Consider the following 23,461-nt stretch of genomic DNA (forward strand, 5'->3'; position numbering starts at 1 on the left):
AACACTTGTGCCCACGCAGATGAGAGTTACCGTGGTCTTGTGGCTTCCGATCGGACAGCGCAGGCCGGCGCGGCCGGCAGCGCCATCGACTCCGTCAGCGTCCTGAGCGAGGACTCACGGCGGCGCATGTTCACCTTCATCCGCCGCGCGGGCCGCGCCGTCACCCGCGACGAGGCCGCCGCCAGCGTCGGCATATCCCGTAAGCTCGCGGCCTTCCACCTCGACAAGCTCGTCGACGCAGGCCTGCTGCGCGCCCGGTACGAGACGCCCGGTGGGATGCGCAAGGTCGGCAGACGGCCGAAGGTGTACGAGCCCACCGACGCCCAGATCACCGTGAGCATCCCCGACCGGCGCCACGAACTCCTGGCGGACCTTCTCCTGGACGCCGTCCTGACCGAGGCGGCCGACGAAAACGCTGCGCAGGCGGCGGTGCGGACCGCCGAACAGCGCGGCCGGCAGATGGGCGAAGCCGCGCGGGAGGAAATCCGTCCAGGGCGCCTGGGCCCCGAGCGGGGACTGACCGCCTGCGAGCGGCTGCTGGACAGGTACGGCTACGAGCCCGTCCGGGAAGGCCCGACCCAGCTCCGGCTGCGCAACTGCCCGTTCCATCCGCTGGCCGCGAAGGCCCCCGACCTGGTGTGCGGCATGAACCAGGCCTTCCTCAGCGGCTACCTCACCGGCCTGCAGGTCAACGGGGTCCAGGCCGTCCTGGCCCCCGAGCCCGGCGAATGCTGCGTGCGACTGGGCCCGAACAGCACCGATCGCGATGACCAGATGCTCCAGGACCACTGACGCGACACCGGCCGCCTGGCCTCGCGGGCCACCGCCCGGATCAACGCTGCCCGCAGCGAAAGGGCCGGACGAGGAGGGGGCTCGCCCGCGACACCACGCGGGACTCATCCATCACCGGTGCTCGACGTTCGGTCGAGCTGGGGGAAACGCCCGTTCTGGCGTTCCAACCGGAGCATTGCCATGTTGACCAAACTCATCCTGAACCCTCCTGTTTCTTCCACGAAACCGGTGGCGCATCGCACCACCGCGCCCATGACGACCGCCGCCGACTTCGGCCTGCTGCTCATCAGGCTGACTTTCGGCCTGCTGATGGCCGCACATGGGGCTCAGAAAGTCTTCGGACTCTTCGGAGGCCAGGGCCTGACGGCGACCGGCAAGGGGTTCGCGGCCCTGGGCTACCACCCGGGAGAGCTCTTCGCCGTGATCGGGGGTATGTCCGAGTTGCTCGGTGGCCTCGGTCTGGCCCTCGGCCTGCTGACGCCGCTGGCGGCTGCCGCCCTGATCGGCGTCATGATCAATGCGATGGCTACGGTCACCGGCGCCCACGGCCTGTGGGAGACGGACGGCGGCGTGGAATACAGCGTCTGTATTGCTGTCGTCGCGCTGGCCGTCACTGCCATCGGTCCGGGCCGGCTGGCTGCCGACCGCCCATTCCGCTGGGGCAAGGGCGGCTGGAAAGAGGCAGCTTTCGCCCTCGGCCTGGGCGGCATTGCCGCCGCGATCACGCTCATCCTGTAGGCACAAAGCGCCCACCCGTGGCTCCCGCTGCGCGTCGTCGAGGGCCGCGCGCCAGGCGCTCCTGTGCTCGGCCATGCCGTTTCCGCTGATGAGCAGGCCACCGGGACACTGCGCCTGTATTGATCGCGAGCGTTGTTGACACTGGCCGGGCCTGATCATGGCGAAGACCTCCGGTGTGGTGGAGGTGTCGAGTCTTCACCGCACGGAGGTCTTCGTGTCCCACCCCAATGCCCGGCTGACCGTTCACGGGAGGCGACTGCTCGTCACGCGTGTCAGCTCTGGCCGGCCGGTTGCGCATGTCGCGGCCGAGACGGGTATCTCGCGCGCCACCGCTCACCAGCGGATCCGCCGCTGGCGAGCGGAGGGCGGGGCGGGGCCGCACGACCACTCCGGCCGGCCCCGCAGGACGCCGCACCGGACCCCGGCGGCGGTGGAGAGCCGGGTCTGCCGCCTGCGGCGGGAGCGCAGGCTGGGCCCGGCCCGCCTCGGGCCGATCCTGGGCCTGCCCAGCTCGACGGTGCACCGCATCCTGGCCCGACACGACCTGAACCGGCTGGCGTTGAGGTCTCGCAGCGGAAGGAGGTGAAGGTCGGCAGGTCGTGCTGGGCGGCATTATGAGGTGCTCGGCGGCCTTGGGGAACGGTCGGCAACATCTCCGACGAGGACATCGAGCGCACTGTCGGCTTCTGCACCCAGCTGTGTGCCACCGGCGGAACGCTCGTGTGGACCCGGCATCGTAAGCAGCCGGACGTGTTCCCGAAGATCTGCGACTGGCATGAGAAGCGCGGTTTCGTGAGGGAACGGCTGTCGGCGCCGGACGCCGGGTTCGGCGTCGGCATGCACCGTCTCGCGAGCGACCTGCCCCCCTCACCGTAGGGGCCCGCATGTTCACGTTCGCCGGATACGACGTGCCGGCGCAGGTCGCCCGTGAGCGCTGAAGAGGACCCCGTGCGCGAAAAAACTTGCCGAACCGCCATCCCATAAGGGAGATCGCACGTATGTCCTAGTGAACTGTGCGAGATGAAAGGAAAGATCATGTCGCTCTTCAGTCACCTGGCACCCGCCAAGAGGCACTCCAAGGGCAAGAGGACCACGACCACCGGGAAGGGAAGGACGTCCCACAACCGCAAACACCGTCGTCGTACCTCCAGCACCGGCATGCACAAGTGACACCGGTGCCCCTCGGCGGCCGGCGGACATGATCTCCCGGTCGCCGGGGGACGACGTCTGGTAAGTCGCGGTTCCGTGAACCTTCGCCGTCACGCCGTCCGCAGCGCCGCCCCGGTCGCGGCGCTGCGGCGGTTGCTCTCTGTCGCCGAGCCGGAGGGCGAACAGGTCGTCGCTGCCGCGCCGGCACTGCCGGTGCGACAGATCTTCCGGCGGTTCTGGCCGTACACGCGCGGCGGGCGGAGGTGGCTGCTGCCGCTCGTGGCGTTCTGTGTCGTCGGCCCCGCCATCGACGCGGCCGAGATATGGCTGTTCAAGGTGGTGGTGGACGAGGTGCTCGTCCAGCGCGATCTCAGCCCGTTCCTGCCGATCGCCCTGGCCTATGTCGGGCTCAGCTTCGCTTCGGGCATCGTGTCGTTCGCCGACGACGTGACCTCCACCTGGGTCGGTGAGCGATTCCTGCTCGCGCTGCGGGCGGACGTCTTCCGGCACGTGCAGCGTCTCTCCCTCGGGTTCTTCGAACGGCGCCGGCTCGGTGATGTGCTGGCCCGGGTCACCGGTGACGTCGACGCGGTCGAGACGTTCCTGCTCTCGGGCGTGGCCCAGGCGCTGTGGTACGTGATGCGGCTGGGCATCTTCCTGGGCATGCTCTTCTACCTGAGCTGGGACCTGACGCTGTTCGCCCTCGTCATCGTGCCGCTGTTCTGGTGCGCGGCCCGGTACTTCTCCCGGCTGGTGAAGGCCGCTTCCCGGGAGCGCCGCCGGCGCAGCGGTTCGGTCAGCGCGGTCGCCGAGGAGGCGCTGGGCAACATCGCCCTGGTACAGGCATACAACCGCCAGGAGTGGGAGCAGGGCAGGTTCCAGCGCGAGATCCTCGGACGGTACCGCGCCACCATGGCCTCGACCAGGATCCGTGCCGTCTTCGGGCCGCTGGTCGACCTCGTCGAGCTGAGCGGGGCCCTCCTGGTGATGGGCCTGGGCACCTGGCAACTGGCCCGCGGCCGTCTCACCCTGGGCGAGCTGCTGGTCTTCCTGGCCCTGCTGAGCAAGCTCTACAGCCCGATCCGGGGTATGTCCCAGCTGACCAGCACCTTCTACGCGGCCTCCGCCGCCGCGGAGCGGATCGTCGAGCTGCTCGACCAGCGCCCGCAGGTGAATGAGGCCCCCTCTCCCGTCCGGCTCGGGCGCGCCCGCGGGCAGGTGGAGTTCGATGGTGTCGGCTTCACCTATCCGGGGACCGACCGGGCCGCGCTGTGCGACGTGTCGTTGCGTGTGGAGCCCGGGCAGAGCTTGGCGCTGGTCGGGCCCAGTGGCGCGGGGAAGTCCACCGTCGCCAAACTCCTGCTGCGCTTCTACGACCCCGAGCACGGCGCCGTCCGGCTGGACGGCGCGGACCTGAGGACCCTGCGGCTCGCCGACGTCCGTGACAACGTGGCCGTGGTGCTCCAGGAGACGCTCGTCCTGCACGGCACCGTGCGCGAGAACATCCTCTACGGCCGTCCGGACGCCAGTGAGCGGGAGGTCGTCGCGGCGGCCCGCGCCGCGGACGCGCACGACTTCGTCACCGCTCTGCCGGAGGGTTACGACACCGTCGTGGGCCAGCGCGGCAGGCTGCTGTCCGGAGGTCAGCGCCAGCGCCTGGCGATCGCCCGGGCCATGATCCGCGATGCGCCCGTGCTCATCCTGGACGAGCCGACCACCGGCCTGGACGCCGAGTCGGGCCAACGTGTCATGGAGCCACTGCGCCGGCTGATGGCCGGACACACCACGATCGTCATCTCCCACAACCTGCTCACTGTCCGCGACGCCACCCGGATCCTGGTGCTGGACCACGGCCGGGTCGTCGAGCAGGGCGCCCACCACGACCTGCTGCTGAGCGGCGAGACCTATGCCCGACTGCACCGGTTCCACGCCCCTGCGGACCCCGCTGCCACGGCTTCCGCGATCAAGGCCTTCCCATGAGCCGTCCGAACCTTCCCTCGCCGCGAGTGGTCCCCCGACACCGGACCGCCCCTCCGGCCCCGCCCCTGCCGCCGGGGGCGACCCCAATCGCCGGCTACGAGGTCCTGGCCCATCTGACCAGGACCGGATGGCTCGACGTGTACGACGCCTGGAGCTACGAGAGGGACTGCCGCTGCCTGGTGAAGACGCTGCGTCCGGACCGCCGGCACGAACCACGGCTGCGCGAACGGCTCCTGTGCGAGGGCCGCTGGCTGCAGGAGTTCAGCCACCCGCATCTGGTCCGCGCGTACGAGACCGTCGAGATGCCCGAGCCCCTCGTCGTCCTGGAGACACTGACCGGCGAGACCGTCACCCACCTCATCGGCCGCCTGCGGCACCGGCTCGCCGCCCACGACGTGGCCTTCCTGGGCCTGCACCTGTGCTCCGCACTGCACTACCTGCACGGCCGGGGCCTGCTGCACCTGGACGTGAAGTCCTCGAACGTGATCATCGACTGCCGGCGCGCCAAACTCCTCGACCTCAGCGTCGCCCGCCCGCCGGGGCCCGCGCCCGCAGGTATCGGCACCCGCTGCTACCTCGCCCCCGAGCAGGCACGCGGCGGCAGCCTGTCCGCCGCCGCGGATGCGTGGGGGGTGGGCATCACCCTGTACGAGGCCGCCACCGGTGACCTCCCGTTCCCCGAGGTCACCTCCACCACGACGGACGGAGAGGCGGCCGGTGACTCCTGCGCCCTGTCGGCGTCCGCGAGCCTCGGCGACACCTGCAGCCGACAGCACCGGTACCCGCAGCTGGAGGGCAGGGCCGCGCCCGTGGGCACCCGGCGCCGCCTGCCGCGTGCGCTCGCCACCGCGATCGACGCGTGCCTGGAACCGGACCCCGCCGCCCGGCCGAGGATCGATTCCCTCGCCGCGGCGTTCGACGCGCTGCTGCCCTTCCACCGCAGGGATGTGGAACCACCGGCGCCCGAGCCGACCCTCGGACAATCCCTCCGCGATGATGCTACGTATTAGGAATATGCACCATGTGGGGCTTTCTCTGGAGCGGATGCCCGATGACGCGCTGCTGGCGGGACTGACGACCGACGACCCCGAGTTCGCGGTGGCGTTCGTCCGCCGGTTCCAGCACAAGGTCTTCGGGGTGGCCATGACGGTCACCGGCGACGCCCAGCTCGCGGAGGACGTGGCCCAGCAGACCTTCGAACAGGCCTGGCGCCACGCCCAGGTCTACGACTCGCGCCGCGGATCGGTCCGTACCTGGTTGGCGGCCATCGCCCACAACCTGGCGATCGACGCCGTGCGCTCCCGCAGAACTGTCCCCGTGGACCCCACCCGGATGGCGCCGCTGCTGGAAGCGACCACCGACACCCCCGAGCGGCTGGCGGTGGCCGACGAGGAGTCGGCCGAGTTGCGGCGGGCCATCGCGGAGCTGCCGCCGGGCCAGGCCCGCGCCATCGTCATGGCCGGCATCTACGGAATGACCGCGCAGCAAGTGGCGGACCTGGAGCAGATACCCCTCGGCACCGCCAAGACCCGGATCAGGACGGCGCTGGCCAAGCTGCGCGAGACTCTGACGCACAGGCAGGACACGACATCATGACCGGCGACGACACGTTTGCGTGCCCACGACTGCGGGACATCGCCGCCGAAGTGGCACTGGGAGTACTGCCCGCCCAGGAGCGCGCCGCGGCCCTGGCCCACCTGCAGCGCTGCCCCGCCTGCCGGGAGAACGTCCGGGAGCTGGCGCGCACGGCCGACGAACTGCTCCACCTGATCCCCGGACGCGAGCCGCCGGAGGGGTTCGAAACCCGCGTGCTCCAGCGCATCGGGCTGTCCCCCCGACGCCGTCGCCGGACACTGCGCCAACGGTTCGCCCTCGGCCTCGCAGCCGCTGTGGCAGCCGCGGCGCTGGCCGTGGGCGGATGGGCGATCGGTGTCACCTCCGCGTCCTCGCCGTCCGACACCGGCCCCGCCCGGCCCGACCGGCTGCTCAGCGCCGACCTCACCTCCCACAGCCAGGACGTCGGACGCGTCTTCGCCTACACGGGCCGGCCGCACTGGGTGTACATGTCGGTGGACGCCGACGACCTCCCCGCACGCGCCCGGGCGGCCCTTCACGGCACACTCACCTGCCAGATCGAACGGGCGGACGGCTCCACCACCACCATCGGCACCTTCTCCCTGGCCGCCGGCTACGCCCAATGGGTCGCTTCCTACCCCGCCGGCTCGCCGCCCGTGACCGAGGTGCACCTGCTCGCGGCCGACAACTCGGTCGTGGCCAGCGCCGCCCTCCATCCGTCCGACTGAGCTGCGCCGGCCAGGGCCCTGCCCGGCCCCGCGGCCCACCTGCAATCGGGTTGAAGAAGCGGGTTGAACAACAGCTGAAGTTCCCCCTTGATCGTGGACAGCGGATGGTTGCGCTGCGGGGGCGAGGCCTTGCGCTGTCAGAGTCCTGGTCTCGGCCGGGGTGATGAAGCCCGGCGGTACGCGGTGCGCAGGTGATCGGGGCATGGGGGGCCGGTTCGTCCGCGGGCCGGTGGGATCAGCCCGTGGCGGCCCGCTCGATCAGATCCGCGGCTGTGTGCAGCCCGTCGCGCGCCCGGATCGTCTCACCGGTCTCGGTGAGGGTGCGCCGCAGAGCCGTATCGCCGAGCAGACGGCCGATCGCGCCGTGGAGTTGGGCGTCGGTGAAGCGGTACGGGTCGAGCCGGACGCCGTAACCCAGTTCGGCCATGCGCTGGGCGTTGTCGTACTGGTCCCAGAACAGCGGCAGCAGGATCATGGGCTTGCCGAAGTGGAGGGCCTCGGTGGTCGTGTTGTTGCCGCCATGTGTGATGACGAGGTCGACCAGCGGGAGGATCCGGGTCTGCGGCAGGAACTCCTTGCCCCACATGTTCGGCGGCAGCTCGATTTCCCCGTGCAGCGGGCCTTTGGAGACGATGTAGCGGTGCGGGGTGCGGGCCAGCGAGGCGATGACCCTGCGCATGAGGTCCACGTCGGCCGAGCCGAGCGATCCGAGGCTGAAATAGATCAGCGCGCCACCGTCGGCCAGGCCGGGCGGCAGCGTGAACCTCTCCTGCGTCTCACGGACCGAGGAGTCCAGCCGGTGCCAGGTGGGGCCCAGCGGACGGGCGTCCGTGTAGTCGGCCGGCTCGGGATAGATGTACAGGTTCAGATCGCCCTCGTGGATGAACTCCAGGTCGGGCAGCGGACGCGCGCCCTGCTCGGTCACCCAGGCGCTGAAGTCGCTCCACAGGCTCCGGTGCGTGCGGTCGTACTCGGCGCGGAACTCGTCCCACTCGCTCCGGTCCCCGGCCGGATACCCGGAGAACGGCGGTGGAACGCGCTCACCCTTCATCTCCAGCGGGTTGCAGGAAACGATCCGCACGAAAGGAACGCCCGCCGTGGTCAACGCCGGGAAGCACACGACGTTGTCCTCGACGATCACATCCGGCCGGACCCGGTCGATGATCTCCTTCACCTGCGGCTCGCAGTACCGGGCGCCGGAGACCAACTCCTCCCACACCGGCTTGATCCAGGTGCCCAGCTGCTCGATGGTCGGCTTCCGGAACTCGGGTGCGGTGTTGTGTACGAAGTCTTTCCAGAACTGGCCCGCGTCCTGGGGCTGTTCGGGCGGCGGAGCCAGATCGACCAGCTCCTCCTCGAAACCGAGCGGCGCGAGGCGGCCCTTCCAGGACGCCTCCGCGGCGAACACCACACGGTGCCCCCGGCGGCGCAGGACATCCCCGATCCCTACGCAGTTGTTCGTCGGCCCGTAGGCGCTCTCCGGTGCGAAGAGGATGGTCAGGGGCCGTAACGCTCTTCCCGTAGGTGACAAGCCCAACTCCTCTACCAGTGAAGGCGGTTCCGAAGTCTCGCACCGGATCCGAACGCCGGGCAAGACCGCCGGGACCGTCGCCCCCGGGCCGCCGCTCGTAGCCGCGGGCCGGGCGGCGTGAGTGCAACAGCCAGGCGGTTGGACCGGCCGCGCGGCGGGGTGCTCGCTGTGGGGCGAGTCCTGTTCCGCACGGCCTCCCGCCGAACCGGACATGACGGTTTCCCGGTCATCCGGCTCTCCAGCGACTATCGCGTGAGTGGTCTGGCCGGCCGTTCCGAGTGGATGCGGTCGTGGCAGATGTCGCAGGCCACGACGGTTTTGCGTCGTCGGTGAACAACCTCACGCTGCTGCGTGGTGAAGGACGAGGACGGTCTTCATGGGGTCGGGTCTGCGTGATACCGGCTACCGCAGACGGCTGAGGAAAGCCGCATGACTTGCCGACCTGACCAAGGAGGGAAAGCGATGCCTCCGCCTGCTCCCTTGGCGAGCCGCGAGCCGTTCCTCCGAGACGGTCAGTGCAATGAGCGCGATCCGGTTGTTCCGGACCTGGATCGGCCGGAGCCAGGAGGAGAGCGAACAGGCCCGCAGGGACTGGATGGAAGGCACGGGGTTCGGAGGAGTGAAGGGGTACGACGGCGCTCCGCTGCCCGCCCCCGAGCTGCCGGCGGTGCCGCTGAAACCCCGGGGAAGGATTCGCTGACCTGCGAAAATGACGGATTCCGGACGGCGGGTGGGTGGCTTGCCGCCGGATGCGGCGTCCCACCCGACGGCCCGACCGACCTCGACGTGGCTCAGGGCCTCACCCGGCTCGTGCATGCCGGGCTAGAGGGGTACGGCACAAGCACAGCTGTCCGGAGGGACTTGAGCACGGGAGCGGGCGCGGCGCCGGTCAAGGTGAGGCGCCACATCCGGCCGGAGACGGGTGTCTCGTAGGCGGCGAAGGTCCAAGCCGTCCCACGGGGATCTGTTTCGTGGACGAGTTCGGCCCGCAAGGTCTGTGACTCGTGGATGAGGTGGGTGGCGTCGTCCGGCCAGATACGCCGCTTCTCCCAGTCGTCGTGTTCGGCGACGAATTCGTCGAGAGCGGCGTCATGGTCCGCCGGGCTTGCGGCGTAGGCGGGAACCATCTCGGTCCGCCGGGCGGCCGGCTCGGGGTCCAGCGGGCCGGCAACGGCGCCGGCCTGCGATCCGATCAAGATCATTCTCAGCGTCAACCGCTGCACTCCTGCTGCTCGACCGCGCCTCCCCAGGAGTGAGGTTTAGGGTGGCCGTACGGCATCGATGGGGTCGCAGGGGATGGTGCCCGACGGGCGGCAGTGACGCGACGACGGCCCCTGCTCACCTGGAGCAGGGGCGGGTACACGGTGGTCGGTGTGCAGAGGCGTGTGGGGCGCAGCGGTCTGAGGAGTGCGGCCGGACAGTCGACGACGGTTGCCGGGCCGGCCGAGCGGGCCACGGCTGCCGAGGCGGCGCGGGGGCGGGGTGAAGCGCGTCGGCGGGAGTTGGCGGTGCTTTCCGTGATCGCCGTCGGTGGGGCGGTGGGGGCGGGCGCCCGCTATGAGGCGGGGCAGCTGTGGCCCACGGACAGCAGCGCGTTCCCGTGGACGACGCTGGGTGTCAACGCGGTCGGCTGCCTGATCATCGGGGTGTTTCTGGTGGCGGTCACCGAGGTGTGGTCGGCGCGCCCTCTGCTGCGGCCGTTCTTCGGCACGGGGGTGCTGGGCGGATTCACCACCTTCTCCACGTACTGCGCCGACATCGAACGTCTGGTCGCCCAGGAGCGGGCCGGTATTGGGCTGGCCTACCTGGCGATGACCGTTGTGGCCGCGATGGCCGCGGTGACGATCGGCGTGGCGGCGGCGCGCCGCGCCCTGGTCGGAAGGAGACAGTGATGGAGCTCATGGGTCGCGCACTGCGCATGACGGTCTTCGTGGACGACACCGACACCTGGCATCACAGGCCGCTGTACACGGAGATCGTGCACCGGGCTCACGCGGCGGGACTGGCGGGAGCGTCGGTCTTCCGTGGGGTGGAGGGGTTCGGGGCGTCCTCGATCGTGCACACCACCCGGTTGCTGTCGATGGCGGACGACCTGCCGACCGCGGTTGTCATCGTGGACGAGGAGGAGCGGATCCGTGCCTTCCTGCCGCAGCTGGACGAGTTGGCCATCGAGGGGCTGGTGACCCTGGAGGAGGTTCAGGTGGTGCACTACGTGGGGCGGGAGGCCGTGAGCCGATGAGACTGCTGCTGGTGCTGCTCGGCGGCGCGATCGGGGCCCCGCTGCGGTATCTGACCGACCGGGCGGTCCAGGCGCGTCACGACACGGTCTTCCCGTGGGGCACCTTCGCCGCCAACGTCACCGGCTCGATGATTCTCGGCGTGCTGACGGGGGCGGCGCTGTCCGGTGCCGCGTCGAAGGACGTGCAGTTGTTCTTGGGGACCGGGCTGTGCGGGGCGCTGACCACGTACTCGACGTTCTCCTATGAAACGCTGAGCCTGGCCGCGGCCGGCGCGAGGTTCCTGGCGTTCGTCAACGTGGTGGCCTCGGTCATCGCAGGGCTCGGAGCGGTGTTCATCGGCTTGGCCGTGGCCAAGGCGGTCTTCGGATAGGCCCCGGCCCTCACTGTCCGGACCGGACCGCGGCCGGCTCCCCACCCATCACACCCGGTCAACAACACACCCGATCAAACGGACACGCCACCGGTGAGTGAACCTGACCAAGCAACCAGGCCTGTCCGGACGATCGTGTGACTGTCCCACTGCCGGGCCGGGCCGGGCCCGGCCTCCGGGTGGCTTGTGCCGATCGGAGTCAGGGCCCGGTGGTGCCGGATCCCGGTCAGGGGGATCGGTCGGCTTCAGGTGGTCACCGCGCACTGACCGCGGTCTGCGGCCTTCGGTCCCTCCGCAGTGGGACGGATATCGAAGTCGAAGATCCCGGTCGGGAGGTAGAGGGAGCAGCAGGCGTTGGGGATGTCGACGATCCCGCTGATGCGTCCCTCGATAGGGGCCGCACCGAGGAGCAAGTATGCCTGCTCTCCGGTGTAACCGAACCTCTTCAGGTACTCGACGGCGTTGAGGCAGGCGCGGCGATAGGCGACCGTCGCGTCCAGGTAGTAGTTGGTGTCGGTGTCGTGGTCCACGGAGATCCCGATGAAGGAGATGAAATCCGAGTACCGCGGCTCGACGTTGCCCGGCATGAAGAGGGGGTTGGTGGTGACACCGTACTTCTCCATGCCACCCTTGAGCAGATCGACGTGGAAGTCGATGTAGCCGCCCATCTCGATGGCGCCACAGAAGGTGATCTCACCGTCTCCCTGGCTGAAGTGAAGATCACCGCCTGACAGCTTGGCGTCCGCAACATGGACCGGGTAGAAGACGCGGGATCCACGAGTGAAGTTCTTGATGTCGTGGTTGCCGCCATTCTCCCGTGCGGGGACGGTGCGGGCCCCTTCCTGGGCGATACGTCCGGCATCCGATCCGGTCGCCTGGCCGGCGAGAGCCTGAGCGGGGTCGGGCGCGAGTCCGAGTGGCGGGATCCGGTTGGGGTCGGTGTCGATCAGGGCCTGCTCACGCCTGTTCCACCGCTGCAGCAGTTCCTCGGACGGCGCGGTGCCGAAGAGGCCCGGGTGGGTGATGCCGGTGAAGCGGACACCGGGTAGGTGCCTGGAGGTCGCCACCTGCCCATGGAAGTCCCATATCGCCTTGTAGGCATCGGGGAAGTAGTCCGTCAGGAAGCCTCCACCGTTGGCCTTGGCGAAGACGCCGGTGTATCCCCAGGCTTCACCCGGTGCGTCTCCGACCTGCTGCGGTACCGGCCCGAGATCCAGGATGTCCACGACGAGCAGGTCGCCCGGCTCCGCGCCTTCGACGCCTATCGGCCCGCTGAGCATGTGGCAGCGCATCAGGTCGACGTCGCGGATGTCGTTGGCGGAGTCGTTGTTGCCGATCTGCGCGTCGGTCCATTCGCGGCATTCGACGCGGAACTCGTCCCCCGGGCGGACCATCGCGGCGACCGGAACATCCGGATGCCACCTATTATGTCCAGGTACATCCTGGTCACGCATCGACCGGGATTGGTCGACGCTGAAGATTACGTCAGGCATGTGAACTCCGTGATCTGTTCTGTACGGGTGAGCGGGTGCGGCGCGTGGCCCGGGGTGCTCTGACCACCCCTCACGCCGCTTCTGCCGTCTTCGTTTCTCGCGTTTCAACCACCTCCCGGCGCTCCCATCGAGGAGTCGGCGGCGATCATCGGCAGGCCGCTAGCCGGGGCTGCCGGCCGGGTAGCCCGGGGCGCTGTACTCCTCCACGGGCCTGCCGGGCCGCCTCCGGCGAAGTACGACCCACAGCGCGGCGAAGGTCAGGACGCCGAACGCGCCCAGCGCGATCGCCGTTTCAAAGAAGTTCTCGGTAACCCAGTAACCGGCCAGCAGCAGGAATGCCGGTATGACGCCGGTTACCCAGCCTTCGATCGCTGTCACCCAGCCGACATAAGACGTCAAAGTCTCCATTTTCAGTCCCAGTAGCAGGAAGAAAAGGAACCAGAGGAACGCCCAGTAGAGCCATATCACTCCGAACGGCTGATCGTCGAACAGCCGGAAGTTGACGAAGGAATAACCCAGAGCCACGATGGCCACGAACAGTGAGTAATAGCCCACGCCTGTCGTGTCGAGCCCCATGAGTAGTCCGATTCCTACATACAGATATGTGAAACCGAAGAGGAAGATGCCCGATGCGAGCACGATTTGGCGGGGGTCCTGATTCGCGGCGATGATGAGATATATGGGTGTGAGGACCTGAAGTCCGCCCACGAACAGATTGAATACGGCGGCTGCTCGGCTGTCGACCTTTCCCAGCAGCATCAACCCGTTCAGGAAGAGCACCGCGCCTACGAAGAGAAGTCCGACGTTGGCCAAGGGGGACACCTCCCGAGATTTCGCTCCGCGAGCGATGGGCCCGCCGGGCGGTCATGCGACCGAGATGCTGTTGTGCGCACCCCGTGCCTCTGGCGAGGCGGCAGGGATCGAGAACGCCCCACGTCCCCTTCTCCGAGGGGGTGTTGGACTGATTCCGCCGGTCCGCGACTTCCTCTCAGGGCCGGGGGAGCCGGGCGAGGGCCGGATGGGCCGGCCTCGGCGCAGCCTGCTCGGGAGGCACCCGCGTGACCACCGCGGGATTCTCCCGAGACTTTTCCTCCTGCTCGCGCAGGCCCGCGACGGCAGGCGGGGTGAACGCGGTCGCGGGGGATGAGTACACACGTTGAGCCGTATTCGAGCACTGCGGGCAGGCGTGCGCGGTCGGCGCTGTGCCGATCGGCAGCTTGACGTCGAACGATCCGCAGCGGTTGCAGGAATACTCATATGTCGCCATGAGTCGTCTCCGCCCCGCCGCGCTTCCGGCCTCAGGCCGTGGCGCGGTTCTGGTCGAGCCAATGAACACCGGAGTAGCATCGCCTCTTATTCCAGGCAACGCCTGTGACGACGGCGTGTCAAGGCACGTTGGAGACGCCCCTGGGGTCGCCCTGCGCCGCCGTGCCGAATGAGCGGGTATGACGCGGCGGGCCCCACCGGGTGGCAAGGACGTGACCCCCGCACCGCAGGCTGCTCGGTCGGGCAGGGGCGGGCGCGCTGATCAGCGGGTTTGGGCCCGTTTGTTGTGCGGCAGCCCGGTCACTCGGTAGTGGACAGCAAGGCCGGCCGGAGCGAATGCGCGGCCAGCGGGCCACGCCTGTGCGCCGGCCTTCGTAGGAGTACGGCCATGGCAAAGATTCTCACGGTGCTTTATCCGGATCCCGTTGACGGCTACCCGCCCAGGTATGCCCGAGATGAGATCCCCGTCATCAGCGGCTATCCCGGAGGGCAGACGGCGCCCACCCCCCGGAGTATCGACTTCAGGCCGGGTGAGCTGGTCGGCTGCGTCTCCGGCGAACTCGGTCTGCGTCCGTTCCTGGAGGAACAGGGCCACACCTTGGTCGTCACCTCCGACAAGGAGGGGCCCGACTCCGTGCTGGAACGGGAACTCCCCGACGCCGAGGTGGTGATCTCGCAGCCGTTCTGGCCCGCCTATCTCACCCCTGACCGGATTCGGCGCGCACCGCACTTGAAGTTGTCGATCACAGCCGGGATCGGTTCGGACCACGTGGACCTGCCGAGCGCCATCGAGCACGACGTCACCGTCACGGAGGTCACCTACAGCAACAGCATCAGCGTGTCGGAGCACGCGGTCATGCAGATCCTCGCTCTCGTCCACAACTATCTGCCCGCCCACGAGTGGGTCACCGCCCGCCAAGGGTGGAACGTGGCCGACAGCGTCTCGCGGAACTACGACCTGGAGGGCATGGACGTCGGCGTTTTCGGTGCCGGACGGATCGGCATGGCAGTGCTCCGTCGGCTGAAGCCGTTCGATGTGAAGCTGCACTACAACGATGTGCACAGGGTGCCACCACACCTCGAGCGGGAGCTGGGGCTGACCTGGCATGCGGACGCCCGCTCCCTGGCGGCCGCCGTCGACGTGCTCTCCATCCACGCGCCGCTGCACGCGCAGACGGTGAACCTCTTCGACGACGAGATGCTCGCGACCATGAAGCGAGGGTCGTACATCGTCAACACAGCCCGCGCGCTGATCGTCGACCGGGACGCCGTGGTACGTGCTCTGGAACGAGGCCATCTGGCGGGTTACGCCGGTGACGTCTGGTACCCCGAGCCGCCGGAAGAGGAGCACCCGTGGCGCAGCATGCCGCACGAGGGCATGACACCGCACGTGTCCGGTTCGACGCTCTCCGCGCAGGCCAGGTACGCGGCAGGCGTCCGGGAAATCCTGGAGTGCTGGTTCGACAACCGCCCGATCCGTCAGGAATACCTCATCGTGGAGGGCGGCAGGCTCGCCGGGACCGGGGCCCGCTCGTACACCGTCTGACACACACGGCAGGAGTCGGCGGAGCCGTCACCGCCCGTACACGGACGGCCCGGGACGGCACGCTCCGCTCTCCGTGTTCTCCGGGTCAGGGAGCCCCCGCGATCGCGCAGGCGCGGCACGGGGGCCGGCCGCAGGTGCACTGCAGGATGGCGTCCAGCACCTCATGGTCGTGGTAGAGGCACTTGTCCCGGCAGGTGTGGCGCGGGACGAAGCCCGCCTGGAGCTCGTCCGGCCAGGGCTCCTCGCCCTCCCGGCAGCGCACGAACCGCTCGGGATCCGTGGAATGCAGCCGGTGCATGCTCTCCCGTGCCTCGCCCTCCAGGTCGTGCGTTTGGACGACCATTGCTTTGAGCTGGTCGGCGAGACCGGAGAACCTGGCGTCGCCCGTTCTCACATGGGCTGCGCCCAGCGCCATGACAGCGTTGCCCAGGAACCGACGAGCGTCCTGAAGATCGGTCACGTGATGCAGTTGGATGCCCGTCACGCTTCTGACCCACACAGCGTCTTCACTCACTTGTCCACCTTCCGGGGGCCGCTCGCCCACTGGTAGTGCCGGCGCGGAAGTACGTCGTATCTTCCTCATGCGCCCTGAAGTCCGGTCCGGGCGGCTGCCCGCAAGGTCACTGGTGAACGTCCTGCTTCAGGCCCGGTCCGCCGCACTGCGGAAAAGACTCATAAGGGACGCATGCTCTCAAGAAAGCTAATTCTGCGGTGCGAGCCAGTCCAGCCCTGTATGAGTGAACCGCCTCACAAACGCCGCACCTCTGCTTCCCGGCGGTGGTGAGGTGCCGGGGGATGCGGCGGCGTGCCGGCCGGCCGGGTCCACTCCGGGCATCGAAGGCGGGAGCGGGCGGGGGCTCCTCCATGTCTTTCGCGCCCTCACGGAGCGTGGCGGCCGGCACGCTGATGCGGTGCCGGGCGGGCCGGAGGCGAGTCTGCGTGCGGGTCGTCCCGCGGGCGCGGCATCGACCTGCGCAGACGCAGCTCATCGGCGGGCCCGGGCGCGGGGTGCGAGGGCTCGCCGATCGGCGCGGAAGGCCACGAACCACGACATGGCCCGGTCGGCTCACAGCCGGTTCAGGGAAGCGCACTCGGCCTGCCGGGCCGGCAAGTGCTCGGGTCCGGGCACGCTGTGGAAGACGCCCGGCGTCCCATAGAGCCCGTAACGCGATCTTGCTGGGGCACGCGGTGCGACTGAGCGCTTCAGTTGGCGTTCAAGCAGTTCAGGTGGCACTTTGGGCGCCGGCCTCGCAGCGATGCCCGGCCACAAGAGCGGATATGGACAGGGGCGGCCAGTTGAAGGGGCGGAGAACGTGAGCGCGAGCGAGGAACGGGAGCGCTGGAGCTGCTGCCCGGAACCGGGCTGGGGCCACTGCGGTTCGGGATGAGCCCGGCCGAGGTGGCCGACGCGATGGGGGTCTCTGAGCCACAGAAGCGGGTGGGCGGCCCCTACGGGCAGGAAGACTTCGCCGACGGCGTGAAGGTGTTCCACGACGCGGGCAAGGCGGTGTGCATCGCTCTGGATGCGGTCACGGGTCCGCAGGTCTTGCTTGCGGGCTTTGCGCTGGCCGGCCGCGATCCCGAGCAGGCGCACCAGTTCCTCCTTGATTACGCCGCCGAGCACGGGAGTTGCCTGTTGTACGCCCTCGATGGCTCCCTTGCCCTGACCGATCCGGGGCTTCTTCCGCGTTCACAGGAGGTTGGCGACGTGCGTCTGTCGCGGCCGGTCCTCGTGAGGGAGGAGTGGTGGGAGTCGGAGTATTACCGCGACCGCCTACCGCTGGAGGGCGTCCCGGCTCCAGATCCATCGCCCTGGCCGTCGGGGGCGCGCGTGCCGCTGCCGCAAAAGGGCTGAGCACGTCAGCCGGTGATCGGTGACACCTGAGCTGCTCAGTCACAGCGAGGCGAGCGTGACCGGTGTGACGACTCGGCCGTTCGAGAGGGCGTGAGTGTCCGACCGTGGATCGTGGACGATGACCTCTGGGCGTTGATCGAGTCGTTGCTGCCGCCTTGGCCGCAGCAGGCCCCCGGTCCACAGCCGGTGGACGACCGGCTGTGCCTGCAGGGCATCTTGCACGTGCTCTGTAACGACGCCAGCCGGCAACTGCTGCCGCTGGAACTGGGGTTCGGCTCCGGACAGACCTGTTGGCGCCGCCCGGGCCGGTGGCATGAGGCCGGCGTCTTCGACCTGTTGCACCGCCTGCTGTCGCCGGGATGCACGCGGCCGACGAACTGGACTGGTCGCGGGCCTGCGTGGATGCCTCCCCTATCCGCGCGAAAGAGGGGGCGAGGCCACCGGCCCGTCGCCGGTCGACCGCGGGAAGACGGGCAGTAAGCACCACCTGATCCGCGACGGCATGGGCACCCCGCTCAAGGTCATCACCACCGCGGCCAACGTCAACGACGTCACCCGGATCCTGGCCCTGGCCGACGGCACCCCGCCCGTGTCAGGCAAGCCCGGCCGGCCACGGCACCGATCCGACGCCGTGCTCGGCGACAAGGGATACGACAGCAACTCCAACCGCCGCGAACTGCGCAGGCGCCGCATCCTGCCGGTGATCTCTCGCAAGGGCACCCCGAACATCAAGGGCCTGGGCAAGCCCCGCTACGTCGTCGAGCAGACCTTCTCGCTCCTGCACCACTTCAAGCGCCCGGGCCGTCCGCTGGGAGAGACGCCTCGACCTCCACGACGCCCTCGTCTCCCTGGCCCGCGGCCTCATCTGCTGGAGACGCCTCAAGAAGACCCGCCCATGATCGTGGTACGAGCTTTTTGGGCCGGCAGGCGCTTCGGTCGTGGGAGCGCCGGCACGGAGGGGTGTTGCCTGAGCCATATCGCGCCTCCTGGGGAATCACGGCCTCTCCTCACGTCATGCCTCCGGCCTCGCCCGCTCCGCGTGCTCCCGGGGGCGCAATGCCGGACACTCCTGTGTAGGGGCCGGCGTATTTCGCGCGGGCCGTAGTGTTCGCGCGGGTCATGGTGAGGGTGTTCGGTGTGCTTGAGGTCCCGCTCTGGCTGTGGGGGGCATTCGCCGCGACGGTGGTCGTGTCACTGGCGGTGGACCTGCTGTCCCACCGCACCGCGCACGTCATCCACTTCAAGGAGGCAGCCGCCTGGAGCGGCCTGTGGGTGAGCCTCGCCCTGATCTTCGGCGCGGTCATCTTCCTCGTCCTCGGCACCACTGCCGGCACCGAGTACACGACAGCCTGGCTGCTGGAGAAGAGCCTGTCGGTCGACAACCTGTTCGTCTTCGCGGTGATCTTCGCGTACTTCAAGGTGCCCCGCGCCTACCAGCACCGTGTGCTGTTCTTCGGTGTCATCGGCGCGCTCGTCTTCCGCGGGATCTTCCTCTCCCTCGGCGTTGCCGTGGTCAGCCGTTTCACCGCGGTGCTGTTCGTCTTCGCGGCGGTGCTCTTCTACAGCACCTACAAACTCCTCAAGGACGAGGAGGAGAGCTTCGACCCGGGCAAGAGCTTTGCCGTGCGGATGCTCCGCAAGATCATCCCGGTCCGTGACGACTACGCCGGGACGAAGTTCTTCGTCAGGGAAGCCGGCAAGAGGATGGCGACTCCGCTGCTCGCGGTGGTCGCGGCCATCGAGGCCGCCGACCTGATCTTCGCTGTCGACAGTGTTCCGGCCGTCCTTGCGGTCAGCGACGATGCCTTCATCGTCTACACCAGCAACGCGTTCGCCATCCTCGGCCTGAGGGCCCTCTACTTCATGCTCGCCGGCCTCCTGGACCGCTTCCACTACCTGAGCAAGGGCTTGGCGATCATCCTCGCCTTCATCGGCGTCAAGCTCATCCTTCAGGCATCCCACAAGATGATCAGCTCCAGCATCCCGGAAATCCCCTCACCGATCAGCCTCGCAGTCATCGTCGTCGTCCTGACGGGTTCCGTGGTGCTCAGCCTCAGAAGGCCCGCACCGACAGGCGTCGTGGAGCAGACCGACGAACAGCGGGCCGCCTCCGCGACCACCGAGCAGCCCAGCACACCACCTGTGGTGGATGACCCTGAGCCCCCTACCGGTTCATCGGATCGGGACGCTTGACCCCGCCCGCGCTCACGGCGAGAAAGCAGGTGACTTTCCCGTACGCCAATATGGTCTTATCGTAAAAATATGGTCAAAAGGAAGCGTAAGTCCGAAGCGTACGTGTGTCCGGCCTGCAAGCAATCCGTGCCGGCCGCAGTCCACCGCTACAAGACCCTCGGCGTCTTCGTTCCCGTGTGGGGCCCGGGCGCATGCCAAAACCGCGACTGTCCCGACTTCCGGTTGGACCCCCGGCGCCAGCACGCTCCAGCCCGGTAACGAAATCGACAGCGCGGCGATGGACTGCCGGCCCGGACCGGTGGTGGTCGCCCCTGCCCGTCACGCCAGGTGGCCCACCGGATCCCCGCCGGGACCGTGGCCGGCGCGAACGCGGCCAGGCCGAACTGCCTGTGGGGAAGGAGGAACACCACACCTCCCACTGCAAGGTCCGGGCCCGCGTCGAGCACGTCTTCGCGCGGACGAAGACCTGGAAGATCCTTCGCGACAGCCGTCCGAAGGGGACGGCCTTCACACCGCGATGCTCGGCATCGCCCGCCTGCACAACCTCGCACTGGGTGGATGAGCTGTCCCGAGGGCGGGGCCGCGCTCACCTCAGCGTCAAGTGTGCCGGTCCGGACGACGGGCCGGCCCGCGGTGAGCATCTCGGCCTCGGCGGCGGTGATCCCGAGGTGCCTGAACGGATCGCCGTCCTCGCGCTCCGGGCCGGTGCCGCTCTACAGCGGTGCGGGGGACGAGGCTCCGGCGATCAGCCGCCGTGGGCTCCCCGTACCGTCCGCGGGCACGCTCCACAGGTCGCTGCTGCCGACCTTGCCGTTGGTGGGCAGGGCGTAGGCGACGGTGTCGTCGTCCAGCCAGGTGGCCTGGTCGTCGACGCTGTGGCGTTCGGCGAGCGGTGTCTCGCGCAGGCTGCGCAGATCGAGAACGTACTCGCGCCACAGGTCGGTACGGGACAGCACCCGCTTCTTGAAGGCGACCCGGGTTCCGTCGGGGGAGAGCGAGGGGCACTCCACGTTCTCGGTCAGGGTGGTGACCGAGCGTCCGGAGATCGAACCGCGCACCAGATAGGTCTTGTTGGCGGTGTTGAGGGTGGCGTAGAAGGTGTCGTCGTCGGTCGCGAAGGTGACACCCCAGAAGTTGACGTCCGCGGCGCGGTAGGACTTGCCGTCCAGCACGATGGAGAACGTCTCCAGGCTCGGGATCAGCCGCATGGTGCGGGTGTCCAGGATCGAGGTCCGGGTGGAGAAGAAGGCGGACGCGTAGGACTCGCCGGAGACGAAGACGGTCCAGGCGGCGAAACGGCCGCTGGGCGAGACCCGGGCCCGGCTGGGCGTTCCCGCGAGTGCGAAGGTGCGCTTGGTGCGCAGGCCGGAGTCGAGCAGCAGGGCGCGGTTGCTCTGCTTGAGCACACCGGGGTTGGACTGGAGGCAGACGCCGGTGCCGGCCGCCGCGTAGAAGCGCACGCACTCGAGGTCCGAGGCGGTCCGGCTGCCCCCGGGGTCCGCGGACGGCACCGAGGCGACCGCCTTGCGATGCGGGCCGGCGGCCCCGTTGACGAACACCAGCCGGTCCTTCTGCCGGAGCGTCACCGTGCCCGCGCTCACGGCGGGGTCTCCCGACCGGGGCTGGTTCGCGCGGTCCGCGCGGTCGGCGGCGTGCAGCACCAGGCCGGTCGCCGTGCCCGCGAGCACCAGGACCGCCGCGACGAGTATGAGCAGGCGGCGGCGTAGCGATGTCATGTGGGTCCTTGTTGCTCGTCGGGTTGCGGTGGTGGTCGTCGGATCCGGCGGGCGGGCCGCAGCACCAGGCCGGCGACGGCCGCGCAGCACAGCAGGCCGACTGCCGAACCGGCCAGCGCCGGTCCGTCCCCCCACATCGTCCAGGCGGCACCGAAGCCCAGCGAGCAGCAGAACCGGGCCAGAGCCTGGCTGGTGCCGACGATGGCGAGGCCGCTGGCGCGCAAGTGCTCGGGCACGATGCCGGCCAGCGCGGCCGGGAGCACTCCGTCGGTGGCCGCGTAGAACGTGCCGTGCAGGGCGAGGACGAGCGGGACGAGCAGCGGGGTGGCCGGGGCCCACAGCAGAAGGGCGTAGGCGGTGAGCAGGCCCAGGTGCCCGGCGAGGAACACGATGTGCCGGCCGATCCGGTCGGCCAGCGCGCCCACGGGCACGGCCAGCAGCAGGAACACCACGGCGGTGCCCAGCGGCAGGAGGGTGAACCACTCCTCGCCGATGCCCGCCCGGCGTTGCAGGAGCAGATAGACGAACGCGTCACTGACGGTGGTCAGACCGAGCAGCGCGGCACAGCAGGCGAGGGCCCGCAGCTGCGGCAGGCGCAGCAGTGCCAGCGCCTCGCGTACGCGGACGGGAGGCCTGGCGCCGCTCCCGCCCGCCTCGCCCGCCTCGCCCGTCCCGCCCGCCTCGCCCGTCATGTCCGTCGTGTCCGTGGGCGGGTCCCGCCGTCGGCCGGGCACGAACAGCACCAGCACGATCACGCCGAGCACGGCGACGCACGCGCTCACGCCGAACACGGCGTCGTAGCCGTCGGCCGCCGCGCTGAGGATGAGGAACGCGGCCAGCGGGCCGAGCATCGCGCCGGTGGTGTCCATCGCCCGGTGCACACCGAAGGCCCGGCCCTGGTGCGCGATCGGCGTGGACAGGGAGATCATCGCGTCGCGGGGGGCGGTGCGCAGGCCCTTGCCGGTCCGGTCCAGCGCCAGGACCGTGCCGAGCGTGCCGATGCTGCCGGCCAGCAGGAGCAGCGGCTTGCACAGCGCGGACAGCCCGTACCCGAGTCCCGCGAGCAGCTTGTGGTTGCGCACCCGGTCGGCGAGATGGCCGCCGGTGAGCTGGACCAGCGCGCTGACGCCGTTGTAGACGCCGTCGAGGGTGCCGAACGCCAGCGGACTGAAACCGAGCGTGGTGACGAGGTAGAGCGGGAGGACGGCGGTGACCATTTCCGAGGAGATGTCGGTGATCAGGCTGACCGTGCCGAGGACGAGCACGACCGGCGTGACCCCGGGCCGCAGGCCGCGTCTTCGACCCGGACCGGTGTCCGCCGCCGGCGCTGCGGAGCGGTCGGTGAGGTACATGTGCGGAACTCCAGGTGCGGAGGGCTCAGTTCTGCCGGCTGCTGTCGTCCCGTAGCCAGGTGTCGAAGTCCCGCGCCCGGATGGCCTTTCGGGCCCTGCGGCGGGCGACGACCGCCGCCGCGACGAAGACGGCCACGCCCGCGAGGAGCCCCGGCTCCTCGCGGAGCACGGCCTTGAGATCGGCCACGCTGGTGCGCGCCGAGGCGTCTTCCGGGCCCTGCCGCTGTTCGACCTGGGCGGTGGACACCGCAGCCCGGACGCGCCGCTTGATCAAGTCCCGCCAGGTGCACGGTGGTTGGACCACGACCTCGGCCGCGCCGACCACGAGCCGCTCCTGCGGGGTGAACGCCAGGGACGCGGCCAGGTCGTCCGCCATCAGCGGCGGCAGTGCGGCGATACGGGCGTGTCCGGCCTTGGAGACCGCGATGACACCCCGGCCGAACAGCCCCTCGCGGACGGCGGGCAGGCGTTGCCACACCTGGTAGTACGCCCGCACCCGCCAGGCGCAGGCGGCCAGCGGGATCCGCCGCTCGGGGGCGGTGGCGAGGATGCCGGAGGTGTCGTCGGCCAGGGGTTCGGTCAGGGCTCGTACGCCGGCGCCCGTGACAACGACGTCGGCGTCCACGTAGAGCCGGGGGAAGCCGAGGGCGTGGTCGTCACCCGCTCGCAGGGCGGCGTGTTTGGAGGGGACGGGGATCTCGACGACCCTTACACGCGGGCCGCGTCCGGCGGCGATCCGGGCGGTGTCGTCCGTGCAGCCGTTGCACACGACCACGATGTCGGTCTCGTCCTCGGCGGAGCCGGCCAGCAGTGAATCGAGGAGCCGGCCGATCACACGCGCCTCGTTGTGCGCAGGGATCACGATGCTCGTCACCTGGGCAGTATGCCGTCGGTGTCACCCTTGCGAGGTGTGTTTC

Annotated in this window: 23 protein-coding genes and 4 pseudogenes; 18 read left to right on the plus strand and 9 right to left on the minus strand. The window is 69.4% G+C overall.

Annotated features, from left to right (window positions below):
* The first annotated feature begins 39 nt into the window (after positions 1–39).
* The 9 genes and pseudogenes from ACIF80_RS13335 (at position 40) to ACIF80_RS13375 (ending at position 6,962) form a co-directional block, all read left to right on the plus strand.
* Entirely contained in the window at positions 40–792 is a 753-nt protein-coding gene (locus ACIF80_RS13335) for a helix-turn-helix transcriptional regulator (RefSeq protein WP_399803305.1), read from the plus strand.
* A gap of 180 nt (positions 793–972) precedes the next feature.
* The gene (locus tag ACIF80_RS13340; protein WP_399803308.1) at positions 973–1,530 is read left to right on the plus strand and encodes a DoxX family protein; all 558 of its coding nucleotides are present in this window, start codon (positions 973–975) and stop codon (positions 1,528–1,530) included.
* Between the two features lie 214 nt (positions 1,531–1,744).
* Positions 1,745–2,101, plus strand: a pseudogene (locus tag ACIF80_RS13345) (leucine zipper domain-containing protein); the annotation flags it as partial.
* A gap of 179 nt (positions 2,102–2,280) precedes the next feature.
* Positions 2,281–2,406, plus strand: coding sequence for a hypothetical protein (locus ACIF80_RS13350; RefSeq protein ID WP_399803311.1), 126 nt, complete (start codon positions 2,281–2,283; stop codon positions 2,404–2,406).
* Positions 2,407–2,565: 159 nt separating this feature from the next.
* Positions 2,566–2,700, plus strand: a complete 135-nt coding sequence (locus tag ACIF80_RS13355) for a hypothetical protein (RefSeq protein WP_399803314.1) — start codon at positions 2,566–2,568, stop codon at positions 2,698–2,700.
* A gap of 75 nt (positions 2,701–2,775) precedes the next feature.
* The gene (locus ACIF80_RS13360; RefSeq protein ID WP_399803316.1) at positions 2,776–4,659 is read left to right on the plus strand and encodes an ABC transporter ATP-binding protein; all 1,884 of its coding nucleotides are present in this window, start codon (positions 2,776–2,778) and stop codon (positions 4,657–4,659) included.
* The gene (locus tag ACIF80_RS13365) at positions 4,656–5,669 is read left to right on the plus strand and encodes a serine/threonine-protein kinase (RefSeq protein WP_399803319.1); all 1,014 of its coding nucleotides are present in this window, start codon (positions 4,656–4,658) and stop codon (positions 5,667–5,669) included. Before ACIF80_RS13360 ends, ACIF80_RS13365 begins: the two co-directional genes overlap by 4 nt.
* 4 nt (positions 5,670–5,673) lie before the next feature.
* A complete protein-coding gene (locus ACIF80_RS13370; protein ID WP_399803322.1) occupies positions 5,674–6,255 on the plus strand; it encodes an RNA polymerase sigma factor in 582 nt (193 codons plus the stop codon).
* The gene (locus tag ACIF80_RS13375) at positions 6,252–6,962 is read left to right on the plus strand and encodes a hypothetical protein (protein ID WP_399803325.1); all 711 of its coding nucleotides are present in this window, start codon (positions 6,252–6,254) and stop codon (positions 6,960–6,962) included. The genes ACIF80_RS13370 and ACIF80_RS13375 overlap by 4 nt, the downstream gene beginning before the upstream one ends.
* A 235-nt stretch (positions 6,963–7,197) precedes the next feature.
* On the opposite strand, the gene ACIF80_RS13380 is transcribed toward ACIF80_RS13375, so the two are convergent.
* Complete coding sequence (locus tag ACIF80_RS13380; RefSeq protein WP_399803327.1) at positions 7,198–8,493, minus strand: glycosyltransferase; 1,296 nt, start codon at positions 8,491–8,493, stop codon at positions 7,198–7,200.
* A gap of 475 nt (positions 8,494–8,968) precedes the next feature.
* Between ACIF80_RS13380 and ACIF80_RS13385 the strand changes: the two are divergent.
* Positions 8,969–9,193: pseudogene (locus ACIF80_RS13385) on the plus strand (pirin family protein); the annotation flags it as partial.
* A 91-nt stretch (positions 9,194–9,284) separates the two neighbouring features.
* Here the strand turns inward: ACIF80_RS13385 and ACIF80_RS13390 are convergent.
* A complete protein-coding gene (locus tag ACIF80_RS13390; RefSeq protein WP_399803330.1) occupies positions 9,285–9,695 on the minus strand; it encodes a DUF317 domain-containing protein in 411 nt (136 codons plus the stop codon).
* 300 nt (positions 9,696–9,995) lie between these two features.
* Here ACIF80_RS13390 and crcB (ACIF80_RS13395) point away from each other — a divergent pair, with 300 nt between their 5' ends.
* The 3 genes from crcB (ACIF80_RS13395) to crcB (ACIF80_RS13405) are packed head-to-tail and all read left to right on the plus strand — an operon-like array spanning position 9,996 to position 11,103.
* Complete coding sequence (gene crcB, locus ACIF80_RS13395) at positions 9,996–10,385, plus strand: fluoride efflux transporter CrcB (RefSeq protein WP_399803964.1); 390 nt, start codon at positions 9,996–9,998, stop codon at positions 10,383–10,385.
* The gene (locus tag ACIF80_RS13400) at positions 10,385–10,732 is read left to right on the plus strand and encodes a DUF190 domain-containing protein (RefSeq protein WP_399803333.1); all 348 of its coding nucleotides are present in this window, start codon (positions 10,385–10,387) and stop codon (positions 10,730–10,732) included. The genes crcB (ACIF80_RS13395) and ACIF80_RS13400 overlap by 1 nt, the downstream gene beginning before the upstream one ends.
* The gene (crcB, locus tag ACIF80_RS13405; protein ID WP_399803336.1) at positions 10,729–11,103 is read left to right on the plus strand and encodes a fluoride efflux transporter CrcB; all 375 of its coding nucleotides are present in this window, start codon (positions 10,729–10,731) and stop codon (positions 11,101–11,103) included. The genes ACIF80_RS13400 and crcB (ACIF80_RS13405) overlap by 4 nt, the downstream gene beginning before the upstream one ends.
* A 245-nt stretch (positions 11,104–11,348) precedes the next feature.
* Here the strand turns inward: crcB (ACIF80_RS13405) and fmdA are convergent, their stop codons facing one another.
* From fmdA to ACIF80_RS13420, 3 genes are all read right to left on the minus strand, one after another.
* Positions 11,349–12,596, minus strand: a complete 1,248-nt coding sequence (gene fmdA, locus ACIF80_RS13410; protein WP_399803338.1) for a formamidase — start codon at positions 12,594–12,596, stop codon at positions 11,349–11,351.
* Between the two features lie 159 nt (positions 12,597–12,755).
* The gene (locus tag ACIF80_RS13415; protein WP_399803341.1) at positions 12,756–13,409 is read right to left on the minus strand and encodes an AmiS/UreI family transporter; all 654 of its coding nucleotides are present in this window, start codon (positions 13,407–13,409) and stop codon (positions 12,756–12,758) included.
* 175 nt (positions 13,410–13,584) lie between these two features.
* The gene (locus ACIF80_RS13420) at positions 13,585–13,863 is read right to left on the minus strand and encodes an FmdB family zinc ribbon protein (protein ID WP_399803343.1); all 279 of its coding nucleotides are present in this window, start codon (positions 13,861–13,863) and stop codon (positions 13,585–13,587) included.
* Between the two features lie 387 nt (positions 13,864–14,250).
* On the opposite strand from ACIF80_RS13420, the gene ACIF80_RS13425 reads away from it, so the two are divergent.
* The gene (locus tag ACIF80_RS13425; RefSeq protein ID WP_399803346.1) at positions 14,251–15,408 is read left to right on the plus strand and encodes an NAD-dependent formate dehydrogenase; all 1,158 of its coding nucleotides are present in this window, start codon (positions 14,251–14,253) and stop codon (positions 15,406–15,408) included.
* Positions 15,409–15,493: 85 nt separating this feature from the next.
* Here ACIF80_RS13425 and ACIF80_RS13430 read toward each other — a convergent pair whose 3' ends face one another.
* Positions 15,494–15,922, minus strand: a complete 429-nt coding sequence (locus ACIF80_RS13430) for a hypothetical protein (protein ID WP_399803349.1) — start codon at positions 15,920–15,922, stop codon at positions 15,494–15,496.
* An 885-nt stretch (positions 15,923–16,807) separates the two neighbouring features.
* On the opposite strand from ACIF80_RS13430, the gene ACIF80_RS13435 reads away from it, so the two are divergent.
* The 4 genes and pseudogenes from ACIF80_RS13435 to ACIF80_RS13450 form a co-directional block, all read left to right on the plus strand.
* Positions 16,808–17,263, plus strand: a complete 456-nt coding sequence (locus ACIF80_RS13435; RefSeq protein WP_399803351.1) for a hypothetical protein — start codon at positions 16,808–16,810, stop codon at positions 17,261–17,263.
* Between the two features lie 108 nt (positions 17,264–17,371).
* A pseudogene (locus tag ACIF80_RS13440) lies at positions 17,372–18,162 on the plus strand (IS5 family transposase).
* Between the two features lie 238 nt (positions 18,163–18,400).
* On the plus strand, positions 18,401–19,456 hold the full coding sequence (locus tag ACIF80_RS13445; RefSeq protein ID WP_399803354.1) for a TerC family protein: 1,056 nt from the start codon (positions 18,401–18,403) through the stop codon (positions 19,454–19,456).
* A gap of 359 nt (positions 19,457–19,815) precedes the next feature.
* A pseudogene (locus ACIF80_RS13450) lies at positions 19,816–20,018 on the plus strand (transposase); the annotation flags it as partial.
* A 151-nt stretch (positions 20,019–20,169) separates the two neighbouring features.
* Here ACIF80_RS13450 and ACIF80_RS13455 read toward each other — a convergent pair.
* The 3 genes from ACIF80_RS13455 to ACIF80_RS13465 are packed head-to-tail and all read right to left on the minus strand — an operon-like array spanning position 20,170 to position 23,418.
* The gene (locus ACIF80_RS13455) at positions 20,170–21,192 is read right to left on the minus strand and encodes a TolB-like translocation protein (RefSeq protein ID WP_399803357.1); all 1,023 of its coding nucleotides are present in this window, start codon (positions 21,190–21,192) and stop codon (positions 20,170–20,172) included.
* Complete coding sequence (locus tag ACIF80_RS13460) at positions 21,189–22,544, minus strand: MFS transporter (protein ID WP_399803359.1); 1,356 nt, start codon at positions 22,542–22,544, stop codon at positions 21,189–21,191. The genes ACIF80_RS13455 and ACIF80_RS13460 overlap by 4 nt, the downstream gene beginning before the upstream one ends.
* A 25-nt stretch (positions 22,545–22,569) precedes the next feature.
* Positions 22,570–23,418 (minus strand): glycosyltransferase, encoded by an 849-nt coding sequence (locus ACIF80_RS13465; protein WP_399803361.1) that lies wholly within the window; start codon positions 23,416–23,418, stop codon positions 22,570–22,572.
* Positions 23,419–23,461: the final 43 nt, after the last annotated feature.

The organism is Streptomyces sp. NPDC085927 (assembly GCF_044540975.1).
GTDB lineage: Bacteria > Actinomycetota > Actinomycetes > Streptomycetales > Streptomycetaceae > Streptomyces > Streptomyces hirsutus.

Excerpts from the sequence above, each read along its gene's own strand:
- ACIF80_RS13340 (WP_399803308.1), top strand. The coding sequence starts at position 973 with ATGTTGACCAAACTCATCCTGAACCCTCCTGTTTCTTCCACGAAACCG.
- ACIF80_RS13355 (WP_399803314.1), top strand. The coding sequence starts at position 2,566 with ATGTCGCTCTTCAGTCACCTGGCACCCGCCAAGAGGCACTCCAAGGGC.
- ACIF80_RS13365 (WP_399803319.1), top strand. The coding sequence starts at position 4,656 with ATGAGCCGTCCGAACCTTCCCTCGCCGCGAGTGGTCCCCCGACACCGG.
- ACIF80_RS13370 (WP_399803322.1), top strand. The coding sequence starts at position 5,674 with ATGCACCATGTGGGGCTTTCTCTGGAGCGGATGCCCGATGACGCGCTG.
- ACIF80_RS13375 (WP_399803325.1), top strand. The coding sequence starts at position 6,252 with ATGACCGGCGACGACACGTTTGCGTGCCCACGACTGCGGGACATCGCC.
- ACIF80_RS13390 (WP_399803330.1), bottom strand. The coding sequence starts at position 9,695 with ATGATCTTGATCGGATCGCAGGCCGGCGCCGTTGCCGGCCCGCTGGAC.
- ACIF80_RS13400 (WP_399803333.1), top strand. The coding sequence starts at position 10,385 with ATGGAGCTCATGGGTCGCGCACTGCGCATGACGGTCTTCGTGGACGAC.
- crcB (WP_399803336.1), top strand. The coding sequence starts at position 10,729 with ATGAGACTGCTGCTGGTGCTGCTCGGCGGCGCGATCGGGGCCCCGCTG.
- fmdA (WP_399803338.1), bottom strand. The coding sequence starts at position 12,596 with ATGCCTGACGTAATCTTCAGCGTCGACCAATCCCGGTCGATGCGTGAC.
- ACIF80_RS13420 (WP_399803343.1), bottom strand. The coding sequence starts at position 13,863 with ATGGCGACATATGAGTATTCCTGCAACCGCTGCGGATCGTTCGACGTC.
- ACIF80_RS13425 (WP_399803346.1), top strand. The coding sequence starts at position 14,251 with ATGGCAAAGATTCTCACGGTGCTTTATCCGGATCCCGTTGACGGCTAC.
- ACIF80_RS13455 (WP_399803357.1), bottom strand. The coding sequence starts at position 21,192 with ATGACATCGCTACGCCGCCGCCTGCTCATACTCGTCGCGGCGGTCCTG.
- ACIF80_RS13460 (WP_399803359.1), bottom strand. The coding sequence starts at position 22,544 with ATGTACCTCACCGACCGCTCCGCAGCGCCGGCGGCGGACACCGGTCCG.